The following is a 19,808-nucleotide window of genomic DNA, read 5'->3' on the forward strand; positions in this document are numbered from 1 at the left end:
CTGATCAGCCGATTCCGGGGATGAGGGAGATGAGCAGGTCGATGATCTTGATGCCGATGAAGGGGGCGATCAGTCCGCCGATGCCGTAGATCCCGAGGTTGCGCCGCAGCATCTTGTCGGCGCTCATCGGCCGGTACTGCACACCCCGCAGGGCGAGCGGCACGAGGGCGATGATGATCAGCGCGTTGAAGATGACGGCGGACAGGATCGCGGAGTCCGGTGAGGACAGGCCCATGATGTTGAGCTTGTCCAGGCCCGGGTAGACCGCCGCGAACAGCGCCGGGATGATCGCGAAGTACTTCGCCACGTCGTTGGCGATCGAGAACGTCGTCAACGCACCCCTGGTGATGAGCAGTTGCTTGCCGATCTCGACGATCTCGATGAGCTTCGTCGGGTTGGAGTCGAGGTCGACCATGTTGCCGGCTTCCTTCGCGGCCGACGTACCCGTGTTCATCGCCACCCCGACGTCCGCCTGCGCGAGCGCCGGCGCGTCGTTCGTGCCGTCACCCGTCATCGCGACGAGCTTGCCGCCCGCCTGCTCCCGCTTGATGAGCGCCATCTTGTCCTCGGGAGTGGCCTCCGCGAGGAAGTCGTCGACACCTGCCTCGTCCGCGATCGCCTTGGCCGTCAGCGGGTTGTCGCCCGTGATCATGACGGTCTTGATGCCCATGCGGCGCAGCTCGTCGAACCGCTCCCGCATGCCTTCCTTGACGACATCCTTGAGGTGGATTACCCCCAGGATGCGAGCACCGGCGGTGTCTTCGACGGCGACGAGCAGCGGTGTGCCGCCCGCCTCAGAAATCCGGTTGGACAGGGTGTCGGCGTCGCCGGACACCTCGCCGCCCTCCTCCCGCACCCAGGCGATGACCGAACCGGCCGCGCCCTTGCGCACCTTGCGAGCGGCGCCGTTCTCGGTGAGGTCCACGCCCGACATGCGGGTCTGGGCAGTGAAGGCGATCCACTCAGCCTGCGCCAGCTCGCCCTGGTGACGCTCGCGCAGGCCGTACTTCTCCTTCGCCAGGACGACGATCGAGCGGCCCTCGGGCGTCTCATCGGCCAGCGAGGAGAGCTGGGCGGCATCGGCCACCTCGGCCTCCGTCGTACCCGTCACCGGCACAAACTCCGACGCCTGACGGTTGCCGAGCGTGATAGTGCCGGTCTTGTCCAGCAACAGGGTCGACACATCGCCCGCCGCCTCGACCGCCCGGCCGGACATGGCCAGTACGTTGCGCTGCACCAGCCGGTCCATGCCAGCGATGCCGATCGCGGAGAGCAGCGCGCCGATCGTGGTCGGGATGAGACAGACGAGCAGAGCCACCAGCACGACCATCGTGAGGTGCGTGCCCGCGTAGTTCGCGAACGGCGGCAGGGTCGCCACCGCGAGCAGGAAGACGATGGTGAGGGACGCAAGCAGGATGTTCAGCGCGATCTCGTTCGGCGTCTTCTGTCGGGCCGCGCCCTCGACCAGGGCGATCATGCGGTCGATGAAGGTCTCGCCGGGCTTCGTCGTGATCTTGATGACGATGCGGTCGGAGAGGACCTTCGTGCCCCCGGTGACGGCACTGCGGTCGCCACCGGACTCGCGGATGACCGGCGCCGACTCGCCCGTGATCGCGGACTCGTCCACGGACGCCACGCCCTCGACGACGTCACCGTCGCCGGGAATGATGTCTCCTGCCTCGCAGACGACCAGGTCGCCGATGGTCAGCTCGGTGCCGGGCACCTGCTCCTCGCTCGTGCCGTCTTTGGACAGCCTCCGCGCCACCGTGTCGGTCTTGGCCTTGCGCAGGGTGTCCGCCTGCGCCTTGCCACGGCCCTCGGCCACCGCCTCCGCCAGGTTCGCGAAGACCACCGTCAGCCACAGCCAGGCGCTGATCGCCCACCCGAACCAGTCGCCCGGGTCCTTGAAGGAGAACACCGTCGTCAGCACCGAGCCGACCAACACCACGAACATCACAGGGGACTTGACCATCACCCGCGGGTCGAGCTTGCGGACGGCGTCCGGAAGCGACTTCAGCAGCTGCTTCGGGTCGAAGAGACCCGCGCCGACGCGTCCCTCTTCCTTGTGGCCGGTGGGTACGTCACTGTGCGGCGCCCGGGTCGGGGTAACCGTGGACATGGAGTCCTCTTGCTTCTTGATGTCGGCGGTCATGACGCCAGCCCCTCAGCGAGCGGGCCCAGCGCGAGGGCGGGGAAGAACGTCAGACCGGTGATGATCATGATCGCTCCCACGAGAAGGCCGGTGAACAGGGGCTTCTCCGTGCGTAGCGTGCCCGCGGTCTCCGGGACGGGCTTCTGCTCGGCGAGCGAGCCGGCCAGCGCCAGCACGAACACCATCGGCAGGAACCGGCCCAGGACCATGCACAGGCCCAGCGTCGTGTTGAAGAAGTCGGTGTTCGCGCCGAAGCCCGCGAAAGCCGAGCCGTTGTTGTTCGACGCCGAGGTGAAGGCGTACAGCACCTCGGAGAAGCCGTGCGCCCCGATGTTGGTCATGGCCTCCTTGCCGTCCGGTAGAGCCATGGCAACCCCGGCGCCGATCAGCACCAGCGCCGGCGTGACGAGGATGTAGCAGGCCGCCAACTTGATCTCGCGGGTGCCGATCTTCTTGCCCAGGTACTCGGGCGTACGGCCGACCATCAGGCCAGCGAGGAACACCGCAATGATCGCCATGATCAGCATGCCGTAGAGGCCGGATCCGGTACCGCCGGGCGCGATCTCGCCGAGCATCATGCCCAGCAGCAGCACTCCGCCGGAAAGGCCGCTGAAGGAGTCGTGGAAGGAGTTGACCGACCCGGTCGAGGTCATCGTGGTGGAGACCCCGAACACCGAGGACGGGCCCTCGCCGAAGCGCTGTTCCTTGCCCTCCATCGCGCCGCCCGCGAGCTGCGAGGCGGTGCCCGGGTGGGCGTACTCCAGCCAGGTCACCGCGACCACGCCGGCGAACCAGATGATGCCCATCGCGGCCACGATCGCGTAGCCCTGCTTGACGTTGCCGACCATCTTGCCGAAGGTGCGCGGCAGCGAGAACGGGATCACCAGCAGCAGGAAGATCTCCAGCAGGTTCGTGAACCCGTTGGGATTCTCGAACGGGTGGGCGCTGTTGGCGTTGAAGAAGCCGCCGCCGTTCGTCCCGACGTCCTTGATGGCCTCCTGGGAGGCGACCGCGCCGGGGCTGATGGCCTGCTTGTCACCGGTGAGCGTGGTGATGGTGTGGATGTCGCCGAAGTTCTGGATGGCGCCCGCCGCGATCAGCACGACCGCCGCGACCACCGAGATCGGGATCAGGATGCGGACGATGCAGCGCACCAGGTCCGCCCAGAAGTTTCCCAGATCGCCCGTGCGGGACCGGGCGAAACCGCGGACCAGCGCCGCCGCAACGGCGATGCCGACGGCTGCGGAGACGAAGTTCTGCACGGCCAGACCGGCGGTCTGGGTGACGTGGCTCATCGCCACCTCACCCGAGTACGACTGCCAGTTGGTGTTCGACACAAACGACGCGGCCGTGTTGAACGCCTGGTCCGGGCTGATCGGCTTGAAGCCGATCGACAGCGGCAGCTTGTCCTGCACGCGCTGCAGCACGTACAGGAACAGCACGCTCACCGCGGAGAAGACGAGCATGCCGCGCAGGTACGCCGGCCAGCGCATCTCCGCGTCCGGGTCGGCACCCACCGAGCGGTAGATCCACCGCTCGACGCGCAGGTGCTTCCTGGACTGGAAGACGGCGGCCATGTAGTCCCCGAAGGGACGGTGCACCAGAGCGAGCGCGCCGACCAGCGCGATCACCATGAGCACATCAGCAAGAACGGAGCTCATGTCGGGGACTCAGAACCTCTCCGGGAAGATCAGGGCGAGGACGAGATAGCCCAGCAGAGCGACGGCCACGATCAGGCCGACGATGTTCTCGGCGGTCACAGCTTCGTCACCCCCTTGGCGACGAGGGCAACCAGCGCGAACACCGCGACGGTGGTGACGACGAAGGCCAGGTCGGCCATCGCAAGCTCCTGGAAGAGGTTCGGAAATCCGTAAGAGGATCTGACCGCTACAGGAAACCTGCCTCCCGGGTCGGATTCGAGGGTGCTTAACGGCTCCCTTACGCCGACCCGTACACCCTTGACGCATCCCATACGCCCAGCCCCGCCAACCCGGTCGCAGCATCACGTACGACGTCCGGACAACGCCGACGACGGGGCAACACCCTGACCGGCAGACAGGCTCAGCCGGGCCCACGCGCCGGGGCCTCCCTCAAGGCCGGGTAGTTAGCGTTTCCGCAGGTCACGCAAGGGGTGTCGGGGTCCATGCTGTGGCGGCGTAGAGGCCGGGGCCGAGTTTGTATCGCCACGACCAGGCCCAGGCCCGCACGGGCACGACGGCGAGTCGTGCCCGTGTCGGGCAGCTCCCGCGGCAACGGCTCCCGACCGGGCCGTGGCACCTCAGTGCTCCTCGTGGGCCGGCGTCGAGCGGGCCGCGTGCCGGCCCGCAGTGTCGGCAATGAGGTGGCGCGGGTCGACTGCGCGGTTGATCGCCGACTCGACGGCCGCAACGCGGTCGGCGAGCAGGCCAAGGGCGGCGACGGCGCGGGTGACGGGGTCGCTCCCAAAGCCACCGAGCGTCTGTGTGCGGACGTACGCCGCCTTCACGTCGGCCCAGCGCGCGGCCTGGTCGGGGGTGAGCGTGTCACGCAGCTCGGCCAGCTTCAGCAGGTTGGCCTCGGCTCCGGTGGTGAGGGTCTGGGCCTCGGCCCGGTAGTGGTCGTCGATCAGCATGGCCAGCTCGGTGTCGTTCATGACCGGCTGGATACGCTGGGCGATCTTGTTCATGTTGCGGTAGGAGCCCTGGAGCTGGAAGGGGGGTTCGGTGCGCGTGGCGTCGGACTGGCCGGCGGAGGCGATGTAGGCGGCGTTCACCGCCAGGACCGTCTCACGGGCCGCGAGCAGGTGCCGCAGTACTGCCAGGATTCGCTCCAGCTCTGCTGGGGCGTATGGGTGGGCCAGCCGGTCGGCGCGGGCCGTCGCGTCGCCCTCGGCCAGGCGGATGAGCAAGTCGAGGTCGGTGCGGTCGCGGCCGGCGAGCGGGGCGAGGACCGGGTTGGCGGTGAGCGCGTTCTCGATGAAGCTGAGCGCGAAGGCGTTCTCTTTGCCGGTCAGGACGTCGCCGAGGTTCCACACGTCGGCGCGGTTGGCGAGCATGTCGGGGACGCGGAAGCGGCTGCCGGACTCGGTGTAGGGGTTGCCGGCCATGCAGACGGCGAAGCGCTTGCCCCGCAGGTCGTAGGTGCGCGGCTCGCCGTCCCGTACGCCCTCGATGCGGCGGGTGGCGTCGCACAGGGGAATGAACTTCTGCAGTAGCTCGGGTGAGGTGTGCTGGATGTCGTCCAGGTACAGCAGGGTGTTGTTGCCCGCCTCCAGCGCGAAGTTGATCTTCTGGACCTCATGGCGGGCAGTCGCGTTCGGCGCCTCCGCCGGGTCGAGGGAGGTCACCGCATGGCCGAGCGCGGGTCCGTTGACCTTGACCAGGATCAGGCCCAGGCGGTTGGCGACGTACTCCATGAGGGTCGTCTTGCCGTAGCCGGGCGGAGAGATGAGCAGCAGGAGGCCGCCGGTGTCGGTGCGCTTGGACTCGCCCGTGGTGCCCAGCTGCTTGGCGAGGCTGTCGCCGACCAGCGGCAGGTACACCTCGTCGATGAGCCTGCTGCGCACGAACGCCGACATCACCCGCGGCCGGTACTCGTCCAAACGGATCAGGGTGCGCTCGGCGGCCACCAAGGCCGTCCGGCGACGCTGGTACGCCCGGTGGGCGGGGACCTCGTGGGCACGGAACTCCTTGGTGCGGGCGAGGAATTCGTCGACGCGAACCGTGAGCCCACGGCCGATGATGCGCGGATGAGTGCCCAGCAGCCCCTCAACGGTCTCGGTCAGCGGAGCGTCGGACTCGTAGCGGGCCAGGTCCGGGCACAGCTCGGCGGCCACCGCCTCGGCCACGTCGCCGGGGGGGATCTCCGAGCCGGTCGTGGTGGTGTACGACGTCAGCCACGCCTGCACCAGCTGCCTGCGTGCGGCCGGGTCGGTGAGGACGGCAAGGTCGTCGTCGTAGGCCGACGTGCCCACCGTGCGGCGGAACTTGTCCAGCAGCGTGCGGGTGCCGGCGCTGATGACGAAGCCGTCGGGGCTGCTCGTCAGCTCCTCGAAGAGGTAGGCGGCCGCCGCTTGGGTGCCGATCGCCTCCGCCAGTTCGGCCCGCAGGTCGTCGATGGCGGGCGCGAGCCCGAACGTGTCCCGGGCGCGGGCCAGCGACACCGCCCGCCGGGTCCAGCTCTCGCGCTCCTCGGCCGTTGTGCCGTGCGCCCAGAAGAGCTGGGCGGTGGCGCGGGCGGCGGGCTCGTGGCGCAGCGGACCGGCGCCCTCATGCAGGCGCACCACCGCGGCGAGGATCGCGGTCGCATCGTGGTCGTGGACGCCGCGCTGGTAGCCCTCGTCGTATGCCGACTCCGCCGCCTGCCGTACCAGCGTTGGCAGGTCGGCCTCTGCGAGCGCGGCCGGGCCGTGTTCGTCCAGCAGGCGGGCGGCGAGGTGCTCGGCGCGGTAGACCTCGGGCGACTCGGACGGCAGCGAGCGGTCCCAGTACGGCCGGGTGGCGGCGAAGCCGGGGTCCGTGACCGGCGAGCGGTAGTCGGTACCGGTCAGCGCGAAGGCCAGTCCCTCGCCATGCGGGACCAGCGTCAGCTCCGGCGCCTGGGTGTTGACGGCGAAGTGGTGGCTGCCCAGCCGGAGGGTGCGGCCGTCGTCGGTGTACAGGTCGGTGCGGTCGCGCAGGGCACGCAGCGCCTCCTGACGGGCCGCCTTCAGGTGGCCGTCCAGTTCCTCCGCCCGTACCTGGTCGCCGAGTTCGCGCAGGTCGTCGACTAGGCGGCGGACCTTGGCGGGCATCGGGTCGGAGGTGAAGTACGTGACGATCGCGTCTGTGTCGGCGAGTGTGGCGGCGCGGCGGGCAACCGTCTGGAGAACGCGGGTCGCGGAGTCGGCGAGGCGTTCGGCGCGGCGGGCGCGGGCGTCGGCGAGGGTCTGTTTACGGGCAGAGAACGCCTCGTGGACCTCGTCGCGCTTGTCCGCCAGCTCGCCGAGGTAGTCGTCGAACTCGGCAAACTCCGAGAACTGCGCCTCCAGGTTCTCCACCTGCATCAGCATGCGGGCGAGTTGCTCGTCGCACGCCTCGGGGCTGTCGGCGGCGACGAGCGCACCGATGACGGCCTGGCCGAGCAGCGCGAACTCGGCGGCGAACTCTGCCCGCCCCTCACGATCCAGTAGCGCGCGGCGGCGGCCGTCGAGGGTGGCGCGGGCGCGGTTGACTCCGCCGAGGACCTCGGCGATGCGCTCCAGGATGGACGTACGGACGGTGGCGTCGCCGATGTCCAGCCCTGCGACGACCTCGGTCACCGTGCGCAGCGCTTCGGCGTGTTCGTCAAGACGGGCGGCGACGGGCTCTGCCTCGGCCACCGTGGCGATCGCCTCCGCGTCGGCGACGAGCTGCTCGATGTCGTCCTGGTGGCCGGCGAAGGCGTCCTCGCGGGCGAGGTGGCTGACGGCCCGCTTTCCGAAGGCGGCGAGGTCGGCCTCGGCATCGGCGGCAAGTTCGTCGATGCGGGCGGTGTCGGCGTACCGCATGTCCTTGAGCGTGAGCAGGTGACCCTGGGCGTGGCGCAGTTCGGTCAGGCCGGTCACCCAGGCAGCGGCACTGCGCGGGGCCTCGCCGCGCAGGCGTCGAACGACGGCGGCGACCCGCGCCGCGGCCTCGGTGAGTGCGTCCGCTGCCTGCCGGGTGAGGGCCTGAACGGTCTCGAACTCGGCCAGGACCTGCTCGGCGGTGGCCCGCACCTGCGTGAGCGGCTTGTGCAGGTCGCCGAGTCCGGGCTCGCCCAGCCAGTAGTGGGAGTCCGCCGCCCGGACGCAGGCGGCGGCCAGGGCCTCGTACACCTCGCTCGTCGGGGTGGTGTCGGTGACGGCTTGGGTGAGGGAGAGGCAGTCGGAGATGCCGCGCACGAGGTCGGCGTTGCCGATGCGGGCCAGCAGTCCGGTGCCGACGGGCTGCGCAACGGCGTGGGTGTCGGAGACGTACGGCGACTTCCACAGCTGGAGCGGGTGGACACGCTGCGGTTCGTCGCTGTCGGCACGCAGCACCATCAGGGTGCCGTCGTCGAAGAGCGCCCAGCCGTGGCAGGACAATGGGGTGGCGACCTCCTTGCGGATCACGTTGTACGGCAGCAGGAGGCTGCGGCCCTCCACGCGTGCGTGGAAGGCGAACAGGACGTCCTCGCCGTTCGGGGAGCGGACCACGCGCTCGACTTCCAGGTCGGTGGTGTCGATGCCGTCGAAGGTCTTGTGCGTACCGGTAACCAGGCAGTAGCCGGCGGGGAAGGCGATCCCCTGGTCCTCCGGCAACCGGCGACACGCTTGCCCGATGCCGTCGAGGCGGATCACCCTCCTGGAGAGGGTGTTGAACACCAGGTAGCGAAGCGTCTCCTCCTTGTACGGGCGGATCCGCAGCAGGATCAGGGCACCCACGCGCGCGTACGCGATGTCCGCGTCGGCGAGGGACTGGAGCGGTTCGTCGACGGGTTCGCTGTAGATGCCCTCGCCGGTCTCGGTGTTGTTCTCGACCTTGACGGTGAGGGTGCCGCCGAGCGTCTCGACGTACACCTCGTCCTGGACACAGACGTGCGGGTGGCGACCAAGGACGTGGTCCTCCCGGGTCGTCTCGGTCCACTCGAAGTCGTGAGAGGGCGGGAAGACGTGGTCGCGCTCGCCGCGCGCGTCGCGGAAAGATGCCCTGCCGTCGTCCGTCAGGGCCCAGCGCAGGACCCGGATGTCACCGGCCTGCTCGCCGGTCTGGAAGACGGCGAGCAACTTCCCGTCCACGTGGCGGAGTTGGAGGAGATGGGCTTGGCGGTAATAGCGGTAGAGGGCCGTGAACTCCCGTACGAAGGCGGGGTCGTCGAGCAGACCGGGCACGGCGTCGTCGGGCAGCCGGCGCAGCTCGCGGTCGTGCAGTGCGAAGACGTCGCCCACGACCGTGTCCGGCTTCAGGCCGAGGAGGACGTTGTAGCCGAAAAGCAGCACGTCGCCGACGGAGACGATGTCGCGGGGTACGCAGTTGTGCTCGGTGCGCAGCCGCTTGGCGCCGGACAGCTCGAATCGCGTCGAGCCGAACTCCTCGGCACGCCTGTCGTTGAGCGCTTCGGCGCGGCGGGCGAGCTCGGCGGCCTGCGCGGTGAGCCGGTCGCGCAGCACCTCGTACGTGCCGGTGTCCAAACCGGTGGTCCCGGTGGTCATGGGTCCCTCTCGGAAGTCGGAGAAACGTGGTCCGGAGTTGCCGTCCCCTGTGCGGCAGCTCCAGACCACGGGCCGGGGCAGTACAGGTCAGGCCCTGACGCTGCCGTTGAGAGCGGCCAGCGACGTGTCGGCAAGGCCCAGTTCGCCGGCCTTGTCGAGGAGCTGCTGGAACTGTCCGGCGTTCGCGCCGCCGTTGTTCATGAGCTTCATGAGCAGGGCGGAGACGGTCAGGTTCTGCACGTCTGCTGTGGAGACCGAGCCGAGGACGTGGCTGAGGTCGTCGGTGAAGCTGGAGGTGCCGTCCAGCCAGGGCTTCACAAGCGCCTGGGCCGTGTCGGAGTGCTGGACGAAGCCGTCGACGCTCTTGCCGAGCGCGATCGAGGACACCAGCCGGTCGAAGAAGACCGACTCGCCGCCGACGATGTTGATGTCGGCGTTCTCCAGCCCGGTGGCGAGCACCGTGGCCTGTGCCTCGGCGACCTGCCGCTGCACGTCCAGCCCGGCAAGGCGGATGTCCTTCTCGGCCTGCAGGCGCAGCCGGTACTCCTCGTGGCCGCGGGAGGCGTCGTCGAGGGCGGACATCGCGGCGGCCTTCTCGGTGAGACCGGCGGCCTCCGCCTTGAGCTTCTCGCCGATGCCGTCGGCCTCGGCGAGCGCTTTCGCCTTGGCGCCCTGGGCCTCCGCCAGCATGCGTGCCTGCGTCGCCTCGGCCTCCGCGCGGCCGGCCTTCTCGATGACCTCGGCCTCCTTGTCGCGAACCTGGACGGCGGCCAGCCCCTCGGCGGCGCACTCCGCCTGGACGCCCTCGGCCAGCCGCAGCTTGGCCTGCGCGTCGAGGTCGGCGGTCTTCAACCGGGCGTCGGCCAGGGTGAGTTCCTCGGCGGCACGGTGCACGGCGGCCTGCTCGGCGGCCTCGGCGGCCTTGATGTCCTTGACCAGTTGCTCCTGCGCCTCGGCCTCGGCGGCGATGATCACGGTCCGGCGGCCGCGCTCGGCTTCCTCCACGGAACGCAGCGTCTTGATGGACTCCTCCTGCTCGGCGACCGTCCGGTCCACCGCGACCCGCTCGCGGATGACCTCGGCGATCTCCCGCTTCTCCGCCTCGACCTCCTTGTCGGCGGCGATCCGGGTCAGCTGCGTCTCCCGCTCCCGTGCGATGACTTCGAGGAGGCGGTCCTTCTCGATGCGCTCGTTCTCGATCGCGATGACCCGCTCGCGGTTCTTCGCGGCGACGGCCACCTCGCGGGCCTGATTCTCCCGCTGAATGCCGAGCTGCTCCTCGGTCCTGAGGAAGGCGCCCTGCGAGCGCAGCCGCTCCTCCTCCATCACCCGCGCCGTCTCGGCCTCCTCACGGGCCCGTACGGTGTCGATCTCCCGCTTCTGCTTGATCTCGGCGTCGGCCTGACGGCGCTCCAGCTCCAGGATGGCCTCGCGAGCATCCACGTTCTGCCGGGTGATCTCCTTCTCCTCCGTGCGCTGCGCCTCGTTGGTGCGCACGTGCTCCACGGCTGTCAGCTCGGTGATCTTGCGGATGCCCTGGGCGTCGAGGACGTTGGCCGGGTCGAGATGGGTCAGCGGCGTCTGCTCCAGGTAGTCGATCGCCGCGTCCTCCAGGTGGTAGCCGTTGAGGTCGACGCCGATGACCTCGATGATCCGGTACCGCAACTCCTCACGCTTGGTGTACAGGTCGGTGAAGTCCAGCTGCTTGCCGACGGTCTTCAGCGCCTCGGAGAACTTCGCGTGGAACAGCTCCTGCAGCGTGTCCCGATCACTCGCCCGTGCGGTGCCGACGGACTGGGCGACCTTGATGACGTCCTCGACGGTCTTGTTGACCTTCACGAAGAACGAGATCCGGATGTCCGCGCGGATGTTGTCCTGACAGATGAGACCGTCCCGGCCAGAGCGCGTGATCTCGATCGTCTTCACCGAGATGTCCATCACCTCGGCCTTGTGCAGCACCGGCAGGACGACCTGTCCTGTGAAGGTCACGTCGACCTTGCGCAGCTTGGAGACGATCAGCACCTTGCCCTGCTCCACCTTGCGAAAGAGCTGGGAGACGACGAGTACGACAACGAGGCAGACGGCGACGAGCACGCCGATGCCCACGAGCATGGCAACCATGGCATACGTCCTTCAGGCGTAAGGGAGTTGAGCGTGAAGAAGACAGAACCGCAGACGAGGTCCGGCGGCGGAGCGGCTCAGGCGGCGCGGCCTCGCGAACGGAGCGCAGCGTCGCGCGACACGCCCCCGTAGGGATCCCGGCTGTCGGCATCCGACGGCTCACCGTCACCCGGGCGGGCCTCGCTCGGCACGGAAGGTACGGGTTCATCCGGGAAGAGGCGGTGCAGCGGGCGTACGATCAGGCAAGTCGCGGCCCAGGCGATAAACAGTGCCCCGACGGGTACGACAAGGCGCAGCATCCCTGCGACCGGCCCTGGGTACGCGTACACGGCAAGCAGAACCGCTGCTCCGACGCTCAGGCACCAGGCGAGCACCGTCAGCACAGAGAAGGCGACCGTCACGGGCACCCCGCCCATGCGCCACGCCCGCAGGTCCACATCCGTGTCGAAGCTGGCGACGGCGGCTGCGCCCACGGCGGCCAGGAGCCAGAAGCAGACAACCACGACGAGGGCAGCGGTCAGCAGGATCGTGGGCAGACCCGTGGCCGCTGCCAAAAATGTCCGCATCTCCCGGTCCCCCCTCTCCACCTGCGGCGCGCACCAGTCGCCTCCGACGCAACACGGCCGTTACGGCCCTCGGCGCCGGGCACCTGCCGGTGTCCGGCACCGGAACCATCCGCCGTGCTCCCCACGAGCCATGCTGCCCGATCCGATCCGGGCCGCGCATTGCCGGTTCCCGGCAGCGTTCATTAGGGTCTGCATGCCGGTGGCCGCTAAGAAACTGTCAGCGGCACGTCAACAATCCGGGGGACGACGTGACGGACCGGGAACTTCCCGAGCAGTATCTGGACGGTTACGCCGAGATCCTGGCCGCGGTGTCGGCCACCGGGCGACGCCTCACCCGGGACGAGATCTCCTCCCGCCGCACCCTGGGTGAGCAGGCCGCCGAGGCCGGCCATGGGCTGCGCGCCCTCGTCAGCGCGCATCTGACCGCTGCCCGCACGGCCTGGCCCGGTTCGCCCGGCTCCGCCGACGACGCCCTTGCCGCCGTACAGCAGGTCATCGACGCCTTCGCCGAGGGCTACGAACGCGCCCAACTCCTGGCCGTGCGCCAGGAGGAGGCCGCCCGCCGGGAGTTCATCGACGACCTCCTCTACGGCCGCAGCGACCTTGGCCGCCTCGCCGAGCGCGCCGAACGCTTCGGCCTGCGCCTCTCCCACGCGCACGCGGTCGCCGTCGCCCAAGGGCCTGCCGCCTACGACGAGGGCGCCCCGGTGCCCCGGCAGGTGGAACGGGCGCTCATCTCCCGCTTCGGCGACCGCAACGTCCTGCTCACCACCAAGGACGGTCGGCTGCTGTGCATCGCCCCCGGCCACCAGGACGAGGTCCTCGCCTACTTCGCCAAGCAGGCCCACGCCGCCACCGACGGCGGCCGGGTCGCCATCGGCCGCGCTCAGCCCGGCCCCGGAGGCGTCGTCCAGTCCTACGAGGAGGCTCTGGGCGTCCTGGAACTCGCCGAGCGCCTAGACCTCGACGACCCCGTCCTGCGCGCCGCCGACCTGCTCGTCTACCCCGTCCTCACCCGCGACCGCCAAGCCATGGCCGACCTCGTCGCCGACACCCTCGGCCCGCTCACCACCGCCCGCGGCGGCGCCCGACCCCTCCTGGACACCCTCACCGCCTACTTCGACTCCGGCTGCGTGGCCGCCGAAGCCGCCCGCCGCCTCACCCTCAGCGTGCGCGCCCTGACCTACCGCCTGGAACGCATCCACAAACTCACCGGCGCCAACCCCGCCGACCCCGCCCACCGCTACATGCTCCAGACCGCGGTGATCGGAGCCCGGCTTCTGGACTGGCCGGCCAAAGACGTCTGACACCGGCCGCCGCCACGACCGGTCGCCGACAGCGCGTACGACGTCCACAGCCGTCGCCCCGCCCTCGTCGCGCCCGCATCCACTCACCCGACCCCGCTGACACGGCATGCCGCACGGCCCGGCTACGCGGCCCCCAGTGCGTCGAGGGCTCCGGTCACCGTCCTCGTCAGCTCCCCGGCATCGGCGCCTGCACGGGAACGTAGATTGACTCCGTAGGCGAGCAGGGCCAGCAGGTCGGCCGCGGCCCCGGGGTCGGCGCCGGGTTTGAGCTGAGCCTTGGCCTCGGCGGCGACGAGTGCCGTGCGCAGCGCCTCCCGTAGCTCCCAGTGGTGCCTGTCGAGGACGGCCCGGATGTCGGGGTCACAGTTCTCGCCGCCGGCATGGGCGTTGGAGACCATGCAGCCCCATTGGGCAAACGCGCCTGAGCAGCGGGCCTCGATCAGCGCGGCGAAGAAGTCGTGAACGGCGGGCAGGCCGCGGTCGTCTCCGGCCAGGCGGCTGAACGCCGGATGGGAGCGTTGCTCGATGTACCGCCGCAGTGCGGCACGGTACAGCTCCTGCTTGCCGCCGAAGGTGGCGTAGAGGCTGGAACGGTTCAGGCCGGTGGCCGTCACGACGTCCTGGATCCCGGTCGCCTCCACTCCCTCGCGCCAGAACAGCCGCATCACGGCGTCCAGGGCCGTGTCGGGATCGAAGTGTTTGACGTCCGGCATGTCTCAGTCCTCGGCATCTTGAAATGAGGGTTCCAAGATACCGCCCCGCCCGCTATCTTGAAACGGTCGTTCCGAGATAGCGGAAGACGACATGACCGGCGCCCCAGGAGGAACCTTCCGATGACCCTCAACGCCGAGCTGCACGCCTTCTACACAGCCCGCCAGCAGCAGATCCCCGCCGACATCCGGCAGATCATGCAGCGCGCCGGCCAGGAACTCGCCAACTCAGGGCAGGCCGACCGCGCACTGGCCGTCGGCGCACAGGCCCCTCTCTTCCACCTGCCGTCCGCGGCCGGCAACCCCGTGAGCCTGGCCGACCTGGTCAAGACCGGCCCCGTCGTCCTGACCTTCTACCGGGGCGCCTGGTGCCCTTACTGCAACATCGCCCTGCGCGCCCTACAGCAGCACCACGACGAGATCACCGCACGCGGCGCACACCTCGTCGCGGTCTCTCCGCAAGTCCCCGACGAGTCCCTCTCCCTGGCCGAGAAGCACCAGCTCGCCTTCAGCGTCCTCAGCGACGTCGGCTCCGACACCGCCAAGCAGTACGGCCTCGCCTTCGACCTCCCCAACGACCTCGCAACCATCTACTCCAAGCTCGGCTTCGACCTCCAGCGCGTCAACGGCGGCCACCCGCGCACCCTCCCACTGCCCGCCACCTACGTCATCGACCGCGACGGCGTGATCCGCTGGGCCTTCGTCGACGCCGACTACACCAAGCGCGCCGAACCCGCCGCCGTCCTGGCCGCCCTCGATGCCATGGGCTGAGTGCCGACGTGGTGCGACATGGCCGCACCACCGTCAGACACGGGCGAGTTCGGCAGCGCCGAACGACACGTCGAAACGGTCGCACCAGATGCTCACGCTGCGGTAGTTCGACAAATCCACGTCACGGGGCAGGGCGTAGTTCTGACTTCCCTTGTTGCCCTTCAGCTTGCCGAGGCTGACGTACTTCCCGTCGTCGAAAACATGCCATCCAGCCTTCCCCGGCTTCACCTTCGCGTCGGTCAACCAGACACGCAAGTCCGGTCCGTTGCTGGTGTCGAGGTTCTCCAGCCGGACGACATGGGAGCCGTCAGCCAGCCGTACGAGCTTCACCGCGCCCGAAGTCGCATGCTCGTGGCTGATCAGCTCACCACTGGCCAGCACCTGCGGGCCGGTGGCCGGGGAGGGCGGCGCGAGGGTCTCTTCCGAGGGCGCCGCAGCAGGAGCGGACACGTCCGCGACCCCGGGCAGGGCCTCTTGGACGGTCTCGTCCTGCCACAGCTTCCAGGGCTGAAACCAGTACAGCCCGAAGCCGACTGCGCCAACCGCCACCACCACAACCGCGATGACCCACGGCCCGGTCAATGCCTTCCGCACGCGCCCCATCCCCGCTCGCCTCCTGAGATTTTCCTGTTGCGCTCCCATTCAACGGGCACGGGCGCCCGTACCCCACCCCGCAGCTGATGACGAAATACTTACGTCGCGCCGTCGCGCCGTCGCGCCGTCGGCCATGGGAGCAGGAGGCGTCCCACCTCCTTTTCGAGCGCTACTACCAGGGGCCAGCGGCGCCCGTCGCCGAGAGCCCCTTTCGAAAACAGAAAACGTCCGCGACGCTCTGGAGGGATCCTCCAAACGCCTCCACCGTCCACAGCAGGGCGAGCCCGATCGCGAGCTGCCGCGCGAGGCTTCAACAGAATGGCCGAGAGCCATACTTGCTCATGTAGGTGGCATTGCGTGGTGGCTTGAAATGAGAGAGGCAGCAATTCGGTGAGCAGCGACAGCCATGGGGTCTGCCGCACGATCGGGTGACATCTGAACTGGCTTGCCCTGTGGGGCGGGTGGGAAGGATGTCGCTGTGCCCAAGCCTTATCCGGAGGAGTTCCGCCAGGACGTTGTGCGGGTCGCGAGGAACCGCGGTCCGGGTGTGACGGTCGAGCAGGTCGCCACCGACTTCGGAGTCCATCCGATGACGCTGTGGAAGTGGATGCGTCGCGCGGACATCGACGACGGAACCAAACCCGGAACTACCAGCCAGGAGAGCGCAGAGCTTCGGGAAGCGCGTCGACGGATCAAGCTGCTGGAGCAGGAGAACGAGGTTCTGCGGCGGGCCGCGGCCTATCTGTCACAGGCGCATCTGCCGGGAAAAGGATCTACCCGCTCGTGAAGGAGCTGGCCGGGGACGGGGTGCCCGTCACGGTTGCGTGCCGGGTGCTGAAGCTCGCCAGACAGCCCTACTACCGCTGGCTGGACCAGCCGGTGACCGATGCCAAGCTGGAGGAGGCGTACCGCGCGAACGCGCTGTTCGACGCGCATCGTGACGACCCGGAGTTCGGCTACCGCTTCCTGGCCGACGAAGCGCGCGGCGCCGGGGCCGTGATGGCGGACCGGACCGCGTGGCGGATCTGCCGGGACAACCGCTGGTGGAGCGTGTTCGGCAAGAAGCGCGGCAAGGCCAAGAAGGCCGGCCCGCCGGTGCACGACGACCTGGTCCGCCGTGACTTCACCGCGGATGGCCCGAACCGGCTGTGGCTCGCCGACATCACCGAACACGCCACCGGCGAAGGCAAGTTGTATCTCTGCGCGATCAAGGACGTCTTCAGCAAGAGGATCGTCGGCTACTCGATGGACACGCGGATGAAGTCCCGCCTGGCCGTCACAGCCCTCAACAACGCTGTCGCCCGGCGTGGACACGTCGACGGGTGCATTCTGCACAGCGATCGCGGGTCGCAGTTCCGGTCACGGAAGTTCGTCCGGGCGCTCGATCGTCAGCGGATCGTCGGCTCGATAGGGAGGGTCGGGGCGGCAGGCGACAAGCACTTGTCATCACAGTGCTCCTCTTCTCCTATCGGGTTCGCTTTGAGGTCGTTGTTGCTGGTCGGCGGGGGTCGAGGCGTACGCCTTGCTGGACGCGGGGCGGGTTGGGTCCCGGCTGGGGGTAGAGGCATGCGTTCTTGTCGTTGTACTTCTCGCCCTCGAGCAGTCCGGCCCGGTGCCATTTCCAGACGGTGGGGACGCTGACGTCGAGGAGTTCGGCGAGTTCGTATGCGGTCAGCAGGCCGCGGTCCCGCAGTCGGTCGAAGCGGCTGGTGAGCTGGTAGTCCTGGCGGATGTCGCGGACCAGGAGCCGGTGGAAGGGCAGGCCCTTGCCGCTGGTCAGGCCGCGCTGGTTGAGGATGCCGGCGATCTCCGCGTCGGTGTGGTCCTCCAGGAGGGTGTCGATGGCTGCGACGACGGATTTCGGGGTCTGCCACAGTTTCCCGCCGCCGAGAGGCAAGGACAGGTCGAGGGTGTGGTGGCGGCCACCGGACAGCCGCACGTGGGCGGTGATCTGCTCGGCCTTGGTGAGGGTGACGTCCGTGATCAGCAGGCGGGCGATGCGTTTGCGTTCCCGCATCGGGGTGTCGGGGTCGTGCCAGAGCCGGTGCACGTCACTGGCGAGGTGGGCCAGTTTCTCCCGCAGTGCCTCGTTGACGGGTTCGGCTTCAGTGCGGGCGCGTTCGATGCCCTTGCGGGCGGCAGCGACCTCGCGCAGGGCCGCGTTCCAGTCCGCTTCGAGGCTGTCGGCGACGAGACGGTTGTCCGGATCGACCGCGAGATAGCGTCGTTTGGCCAGGTCGGCGCGGTGCTGGGCGCGTTGGAGGTGGGCGGAACGCAGCCGGTCGGCCTCGGCGGCCTGGGCGGCGAGGCGGTCAGTGACGCGCAGGGCGGCCTCGACAGCGAGCGGGGTCAGCTCGTCCAACAGCAGGGTGGCGACGGCCTGTTCGATGCCGGGGCCGGGGATGCGCTGGCAGACCGTGCCGCCGTTTTGGATGGCGTGGGTCATGCACCGGTAGTCGGAGACCTCGCGGCCTTGCCGCAGGTGATAAGCGATGGTCATGCGCCTGCCGCAGCGGCCGCAGATCACCAGGCCCTGCAGCAGCGCAGGCCCTTCCCGCGGTGCGGTTGCGGTCCGCTCGAGGCCGCGGGAGGCGGCCTGCGCGGCGAGTGCGGTCTGGTTCAACTCCCACCGGGCGAAGGTCACATAGCCCTCGTGATGGTCTTGGATGAGGGTGTCCCACTGCTCGCGCGGCAGCAGCCGGATGTGTGTCCTGCCGTCCGCACTGCGCTCGACCTTGCGCCGTCCGTAACAGAACGCCCCTGCATAGAGCGGGTTGTGGAGAACGTTGAGGACCTGCCAGTGCTTGAGCGGGCCCCAGACCAGCTCGCCCTTGCGAGGGCCGGTGCGGATACGCGAGGGGAAGGTGAGATGGCCGGCGGCGAAGGTCTTGACGACGCCGCGGGCCGAGCCGGTGGCCGCGAAGACCGTCAGGACGTGCTCGACGACGGCCCGCACCGAAGCGTCGGGGTCCTTGACGATCCGGTCGGCATAGTCGTGGACATAGCCGACCGGCAGGCCCTGCTTCAGTTCGCCGCGGCGGGCCTTGGCCAGCTGGCCGCCCCGCAACCGGGCTGCCAGCAGGTGGAGTTCGGCCTCCGACATGGTGCCCTTCATGCCCAGCACGAGCCGGTCGTTGAAGGTCCGCGGATCATACAGACCGTCCTCGTCCAGGATCAGCATCCCGGACAGCGCACAGATCTCCAAAAGCCGGTGCCAGTCGGTGTTGTTCCTGGCCAGGCGGGACACCTCCAGCCCGAGGACGATCCCGGCATGTCCCATGGAGACCTCGGCGACCAGGTACTGGAAGCCGTCCCGGCCCGCAGTCGATGCCCCTGAGCGGCCCTGATCGGAGTCGATCACGATGATCTGGGAGTCGGTCCAGCCCAGCGCGACGGCCCGGCCGCGCAGGGCGTACTGCCGCTGGGTGGACTCGCTGTTGTTGACGACCTGCTTGAGCGAGGACTGGCGCACATACAGATACGCGTCCCGCCGCAGATGCTCCACGGTGACCTTCCCGGTCTGCTCGATACTCACCGCACCCTCCTCGCCACGTCGTTGTGGTTATCCGCTGCGACAGCCTCCGGCCGCCGTCCATGCCATGAGTGCCAGCACGTCCACCAACTCCTCTGCCACCGCGAGCGGCTCGGGCGGCTGGTGCTGAACGGCCTTGGGCGGAAGGGGGATTCGGGTGACTGCCTTGATCCAGGCGGCCATGCCGGAGCGGGCCAGCACTGCCCAGCCATGTCGCGATCCTCGGTCGGGGCCGCCGAGGACCGCGGCCCGCAGGTCCTCATACCGGCGGGCCACCTCGGTCCCGTCCGCCGGGGACACTGCCTCGTCAGCAGTGGTGGGCTTCCTCCGCAGTGCGCGGTTCGCGCCGCCTGGCCAGGGCTTTCTCCACCGACCGCGGGTGAACGGTGATCCCGAACCGCCTCTGGACCGCGTCCGCCAGCCGGACCGGCCGCAGGGACGCATCGCCGGCCCGGAGCTGTTCGACGAACTCCATGACCTCCTCGGTGAGCTTGCGCGGCCCCTTCGGGCCGGGCTTGCCCGGCACCAGCGCGGCCGGCCCGCCCGCGTCCAGCGCGGCCGCGATCACATAAAAGCTCTGCCGGCAGAACCCGAAAGCCGCCGCAGCACGCGCGACGGGCACCTTGTCCACCCTCACCCGGCGCACCATCTCGTACTTGACCTGCACCACATCGTCCGGATCCAGGAACGGACACAACGCGAAGTCCTCGTCGGTCACCGCGTCGGGCCGCGGATTGAGTGCCCGGGACTCCTTCAGCGCCGCCTTCTTGCCCGTCTGCCGGCTCATCGCGCCTCCCCGTCGATCCCGATGTCACCAGGATCAGACCGCTCGTCCCACAAGCCAAGAGCGCAAAGGCCGAGCAGAAGAGCGAAAGAAGCAGGTC

At 69.2% G+C, this 19,808-nt stretch carries 15 protein-coding genes and 1 pseudogene; 4 read left to right on the forward strand and 12 right to left on the reverse strand.

Going from position 1 to position 19,808, the window contains the following annotated elements; translation table 11 throughout:
- Positions 1-4: 4 nt before the first annotated feature.
- From kdpB to OHT57_RS00735, 7 genes are all read right to left on the reverse strand, one after another.
- A complete protein-coding gene (kdpB, locus tag OHT57_RS00705; RefSeq protein ID WP_328743837.1) occupies positions 5-2,152 on the reverse strand; it encodes a potassium-transporting ATPase subunit KdpB in 2,148 nt (715 codons plus the stop codon).
- Positions 2,149-3,813, reverse strand: a complete 1,665-nt coding sequence (kdpA, locus tag OHT57_RS00710; RefSeq protein ID WP_328743838.1) for a potassium-transporting ATPase subunit KdpA — start codon at positions 3,811-3,813, stop codon at positions 2,149-2,151. Before kdpA ends, kdpB begins: the two co-directional genes overlap by 4 nt.
- Positions 3,814-3,822: 9 nt before the next feature.
- Positions 3,823-3,912 (reverse strand): K(+)-transporting ATPase subunit F, encoded by a 90-nt coding sequence (gene kdpF, locus OHT57_RS00715; RefSeq protein WP_037659531.1) that lies wholly within the window; start codon positions 3,910-3,912, stop codon positions 3,823-3,825.
- Positions 3,909-4,124 (reverse strand): hypothetical protein, encoded by a 216-nt coding sequence (locus OHT57_RS00720; RefSeq protein WP_328743839.1) that lies wholly within the window; start codon positions 4,122-4,124, stop codon positions 3,909-3,911. Before OHT57_RS00720 ends, kdpF begins: the two co-directional genes overlap by 4 nt.
- Before the next feature lie 306 nt (positions 4,125-4,430).
- A complete protein-coding gene (locus OHT57_RS00725; RefSeq protein WP_328743840.1) occupies positions 4,431-9,323 on the reverse strand; it encodes a DNA repair ATPase in 4,893 nt (1,630 codons plus the stop codon).
- A gap of 87 nt (positions 9,324-9,410) precedes the next feature.
- Positions 9,411-11,444, reverse strand: a complete 2,034-nt coding sequence (locus tag OHT57_RS00730) for a flotillin family protein (RefSeq protein ID WP_328743841.1) — start codon at positions 11,442-11,444, stop codon at positions 9,411-9,413.
- Positions 11,445-11,521: 77 nt separating this feature from the next.
- On the reverse strand, positions 11,522-12,010 hold the full coding sequence (locus OHT57_RS00735) for a hypothetical protein (RefSeq protein ID WP_328743842.1): 489 nt from the start codon (positions 12,008-12,010) through the stop codon (positions 11,522-11,524).
- Between the two features lie 248 nt (positions 12,011-12,258).
- On the opposite strand from OHT57_RS00735, the gene OHT57_RS00740 reads away from it, so the two are divergent.
- Positions 12,259-13,317, forward strand: coding sequence for a PucR family transcriptional regulator (locus OHT57_RS00740; protein ID WP_328743843.1), 1,059 nt, complete (start codon positions 12,259-12,261; stop codon positions 13,315-13,317).
- A 122-nt stretch (positions 13,318-13,439) separates the two neighbouring features.
- Here OHT57_RS00740 and OHT57_RS00745 read toward each other — a convergent pair whose 3' ends face one another.
- On the reverse strand, positions 13,440-14,030 hold the full coding sequence (locus OHT57_RS00745; RefSeq protein ID WP_328743844.1) for a TetR/AcrR family transcriptional regulator: 591 nt from the start codon (positions 14,028-14,030) through the stop codon (positions 13,440-13,442).
- Positions 14,031-14,150: 120 nt separating this feature from the next.
- Here OHT57_RS00745 and OHT57_RS00750 point away from each other — a divergent pair, with 120 nt between their 5' ends.
- A complete protein-coding gene (locus OHT57_RS00750) occupies positions 14,151-14,798 on the forward strand; it encodes a peroxiredoxin-like family protein (RefSeq protein WP_328743845.1) in 648 nt (215 codons plus the stop codon).
- Positions 14,799-14,831: 33 nt separating this feature from the next.
- Here the strand turns inward: OHT57_RS00750 and OHT57_RS00755 are convergent, their stop codons facing one another.
- Entirely contained in the window at positions 14,832-15,401 is a 570-nt protein-coding gene (locus OHT57_RS00755) for a DM13 domain-containing protein (RefSeq protein ID WP_328753078.1), read from the reverse strand.
- 469 nt (positions 15,402-15,870) lie between these two features.
- Here OHT57_RS00755 and OHT57_RS00760 point away from each other — a divergent pair, with 469 nt between their 5' ends.
- Entirely contained in the window at positions 15,871-16,179 is a 309-nt protein-coding gene (locus OHT57_RS00760) for a transposase (RefSeq protein WP_328743846.1), read from the forward strand.
- A 44-nt stretch (positions 16,180-16,223) separates the two neighbouring features.
- Positions 16,224-16,826, forward strand: a pseudogene (locus tag OHT57_RS00765) (DDE-type integrase/transposase/recombinase); the annotation flags it as partial.
- Positions 16,827-16,857: 31 nt separating this feature from the next.
- Here OHT57_RS00765 and OHT57_RS00770 read toward each other — a convergent pair.
- From OHT57_RS00770 to OHT57_RS00780, 3 genes are read right to left on the reverse strand one after another with little or no spacing between them, the layout of a single operon-like run.
- A complete protein-coding gene (locus tag OHT57_RS00770) occupies positions 16,858-18,927 on the reverse strand; it encodes a recombinase family protein (RefSeq protein ID WP_328743847.1) in 2,070 nt (689 codons plus the stop codon).
- 27 nt (positions 18,928-18,954) lie between these two features.
- Positions 18,955-19,200 (reverse strand): hypothetical protein, encoded by a 246-nt coding sequence (locus OHT57_RS00775; RefSeq protein WP_328743848.1) that lies wholly within the window; start codon positions 19,198-19,200, stop codon positions 18,955-18,957.
- Between the two features lie 31 nt (positions 19,201-19,231).
- Positions 19,232-19,711 (reverse strand): helix-turn-helix domain containing protein, encoded by a 480-nt coding sequence (locus tag OHT57_RS00780; protein ID WP_328743849.1) that lies wholly within the window; start codon positions 19,709-19,711, stop codon positions 19,232-19,234.
- Positions 19,712-19,808: the final 97 nt, after the last annotated feature.

The sequence above is a fragment of the Streptomyces sp. NBC_00285 genome, assembly GCF_036174265.1.
In the GTDB taxonomy this organism is placed as follows: Bacteria; Actinomycetota; Actinomycetes; order Streptomycetales; family Streptomycetaceae; genus Streptomyces.

Excerpts from the sequence above, each read along its gene's own strand:
- kdpB (WP_328743837.1), bottom strand. The coding sequence starts at position 2,152 with ATGACCGCCGACATCAAGAAGCAAGAGGACTCCATGTCCACGGTTACC.
- kdpA (WP_328743838.1), bottom strand. The coding sequence starts at position 3,813 with ATGAGCTCCGTTCTTGCTGATGTGCTCATGGTGATCGCGCTGGTCGGC.
- OHT57_RS00720 (WP_328743839.1), bottom strand. The coding sequence starts at position 4,124 with ATGGGATGCGTCAAGGGTGTACGGGTCGGCGTAAGGGAGCCGTTAAGC.
- OHT57_RS00725 (WP_328743840.1), bottom strand. The coding sequence starts at position 9,323 with ATGACCACCGGGACCACCGGTTTGGACACCGGCACGTACGAGGTGCTG.
- OHT57_RS00730 (WP_328743841.1), bottom strand. The coding sequence starts at position 11,444 with ATGGTTGCCATGCTCGTGGGCATCGGCGTGCTCGTCGCCGTCTGCCTC.
- OHT57_RS00735 (WP_328743842.1), bottom strand. The coding sequence starts at position 12,010 with ATGCGGACATTTTTGGCAGCGGCCACGGGTCTGCCCACGATCCTGCTG.
- OHT57_RS00745 (WP_328743844.1), bottom strand. The coding sequence starts at position 14,030 with ATGCCGGACGTCAAACACTTCGATCCCGACACGGCCCTGGACGCCGTG.
- OHT57_RS00750 (WP_328743845.1), top strand. The coding sequence starts at position 14,151 with ATGACCCTCAACGCCGAGCTGCACGCCTTCTACACAGCCCGCCAGCAG.
- OHT57_RS00755 (WP_328753078.1), bottom strand. The coding sequence starts at position 15,401 with ATGGGGCGCGTGCGGAAGGCATTGACCGGGCCGTGGGTCATCGCGGTT.
- OHT57_RS00780 (WP_328743849.1), bottom strand. The coding sequence starts at position 19,711 with ATGAGCCGGCAGACGGGCAAGAAGGCGGCGCTGAAGGAGTCCCGGGCA.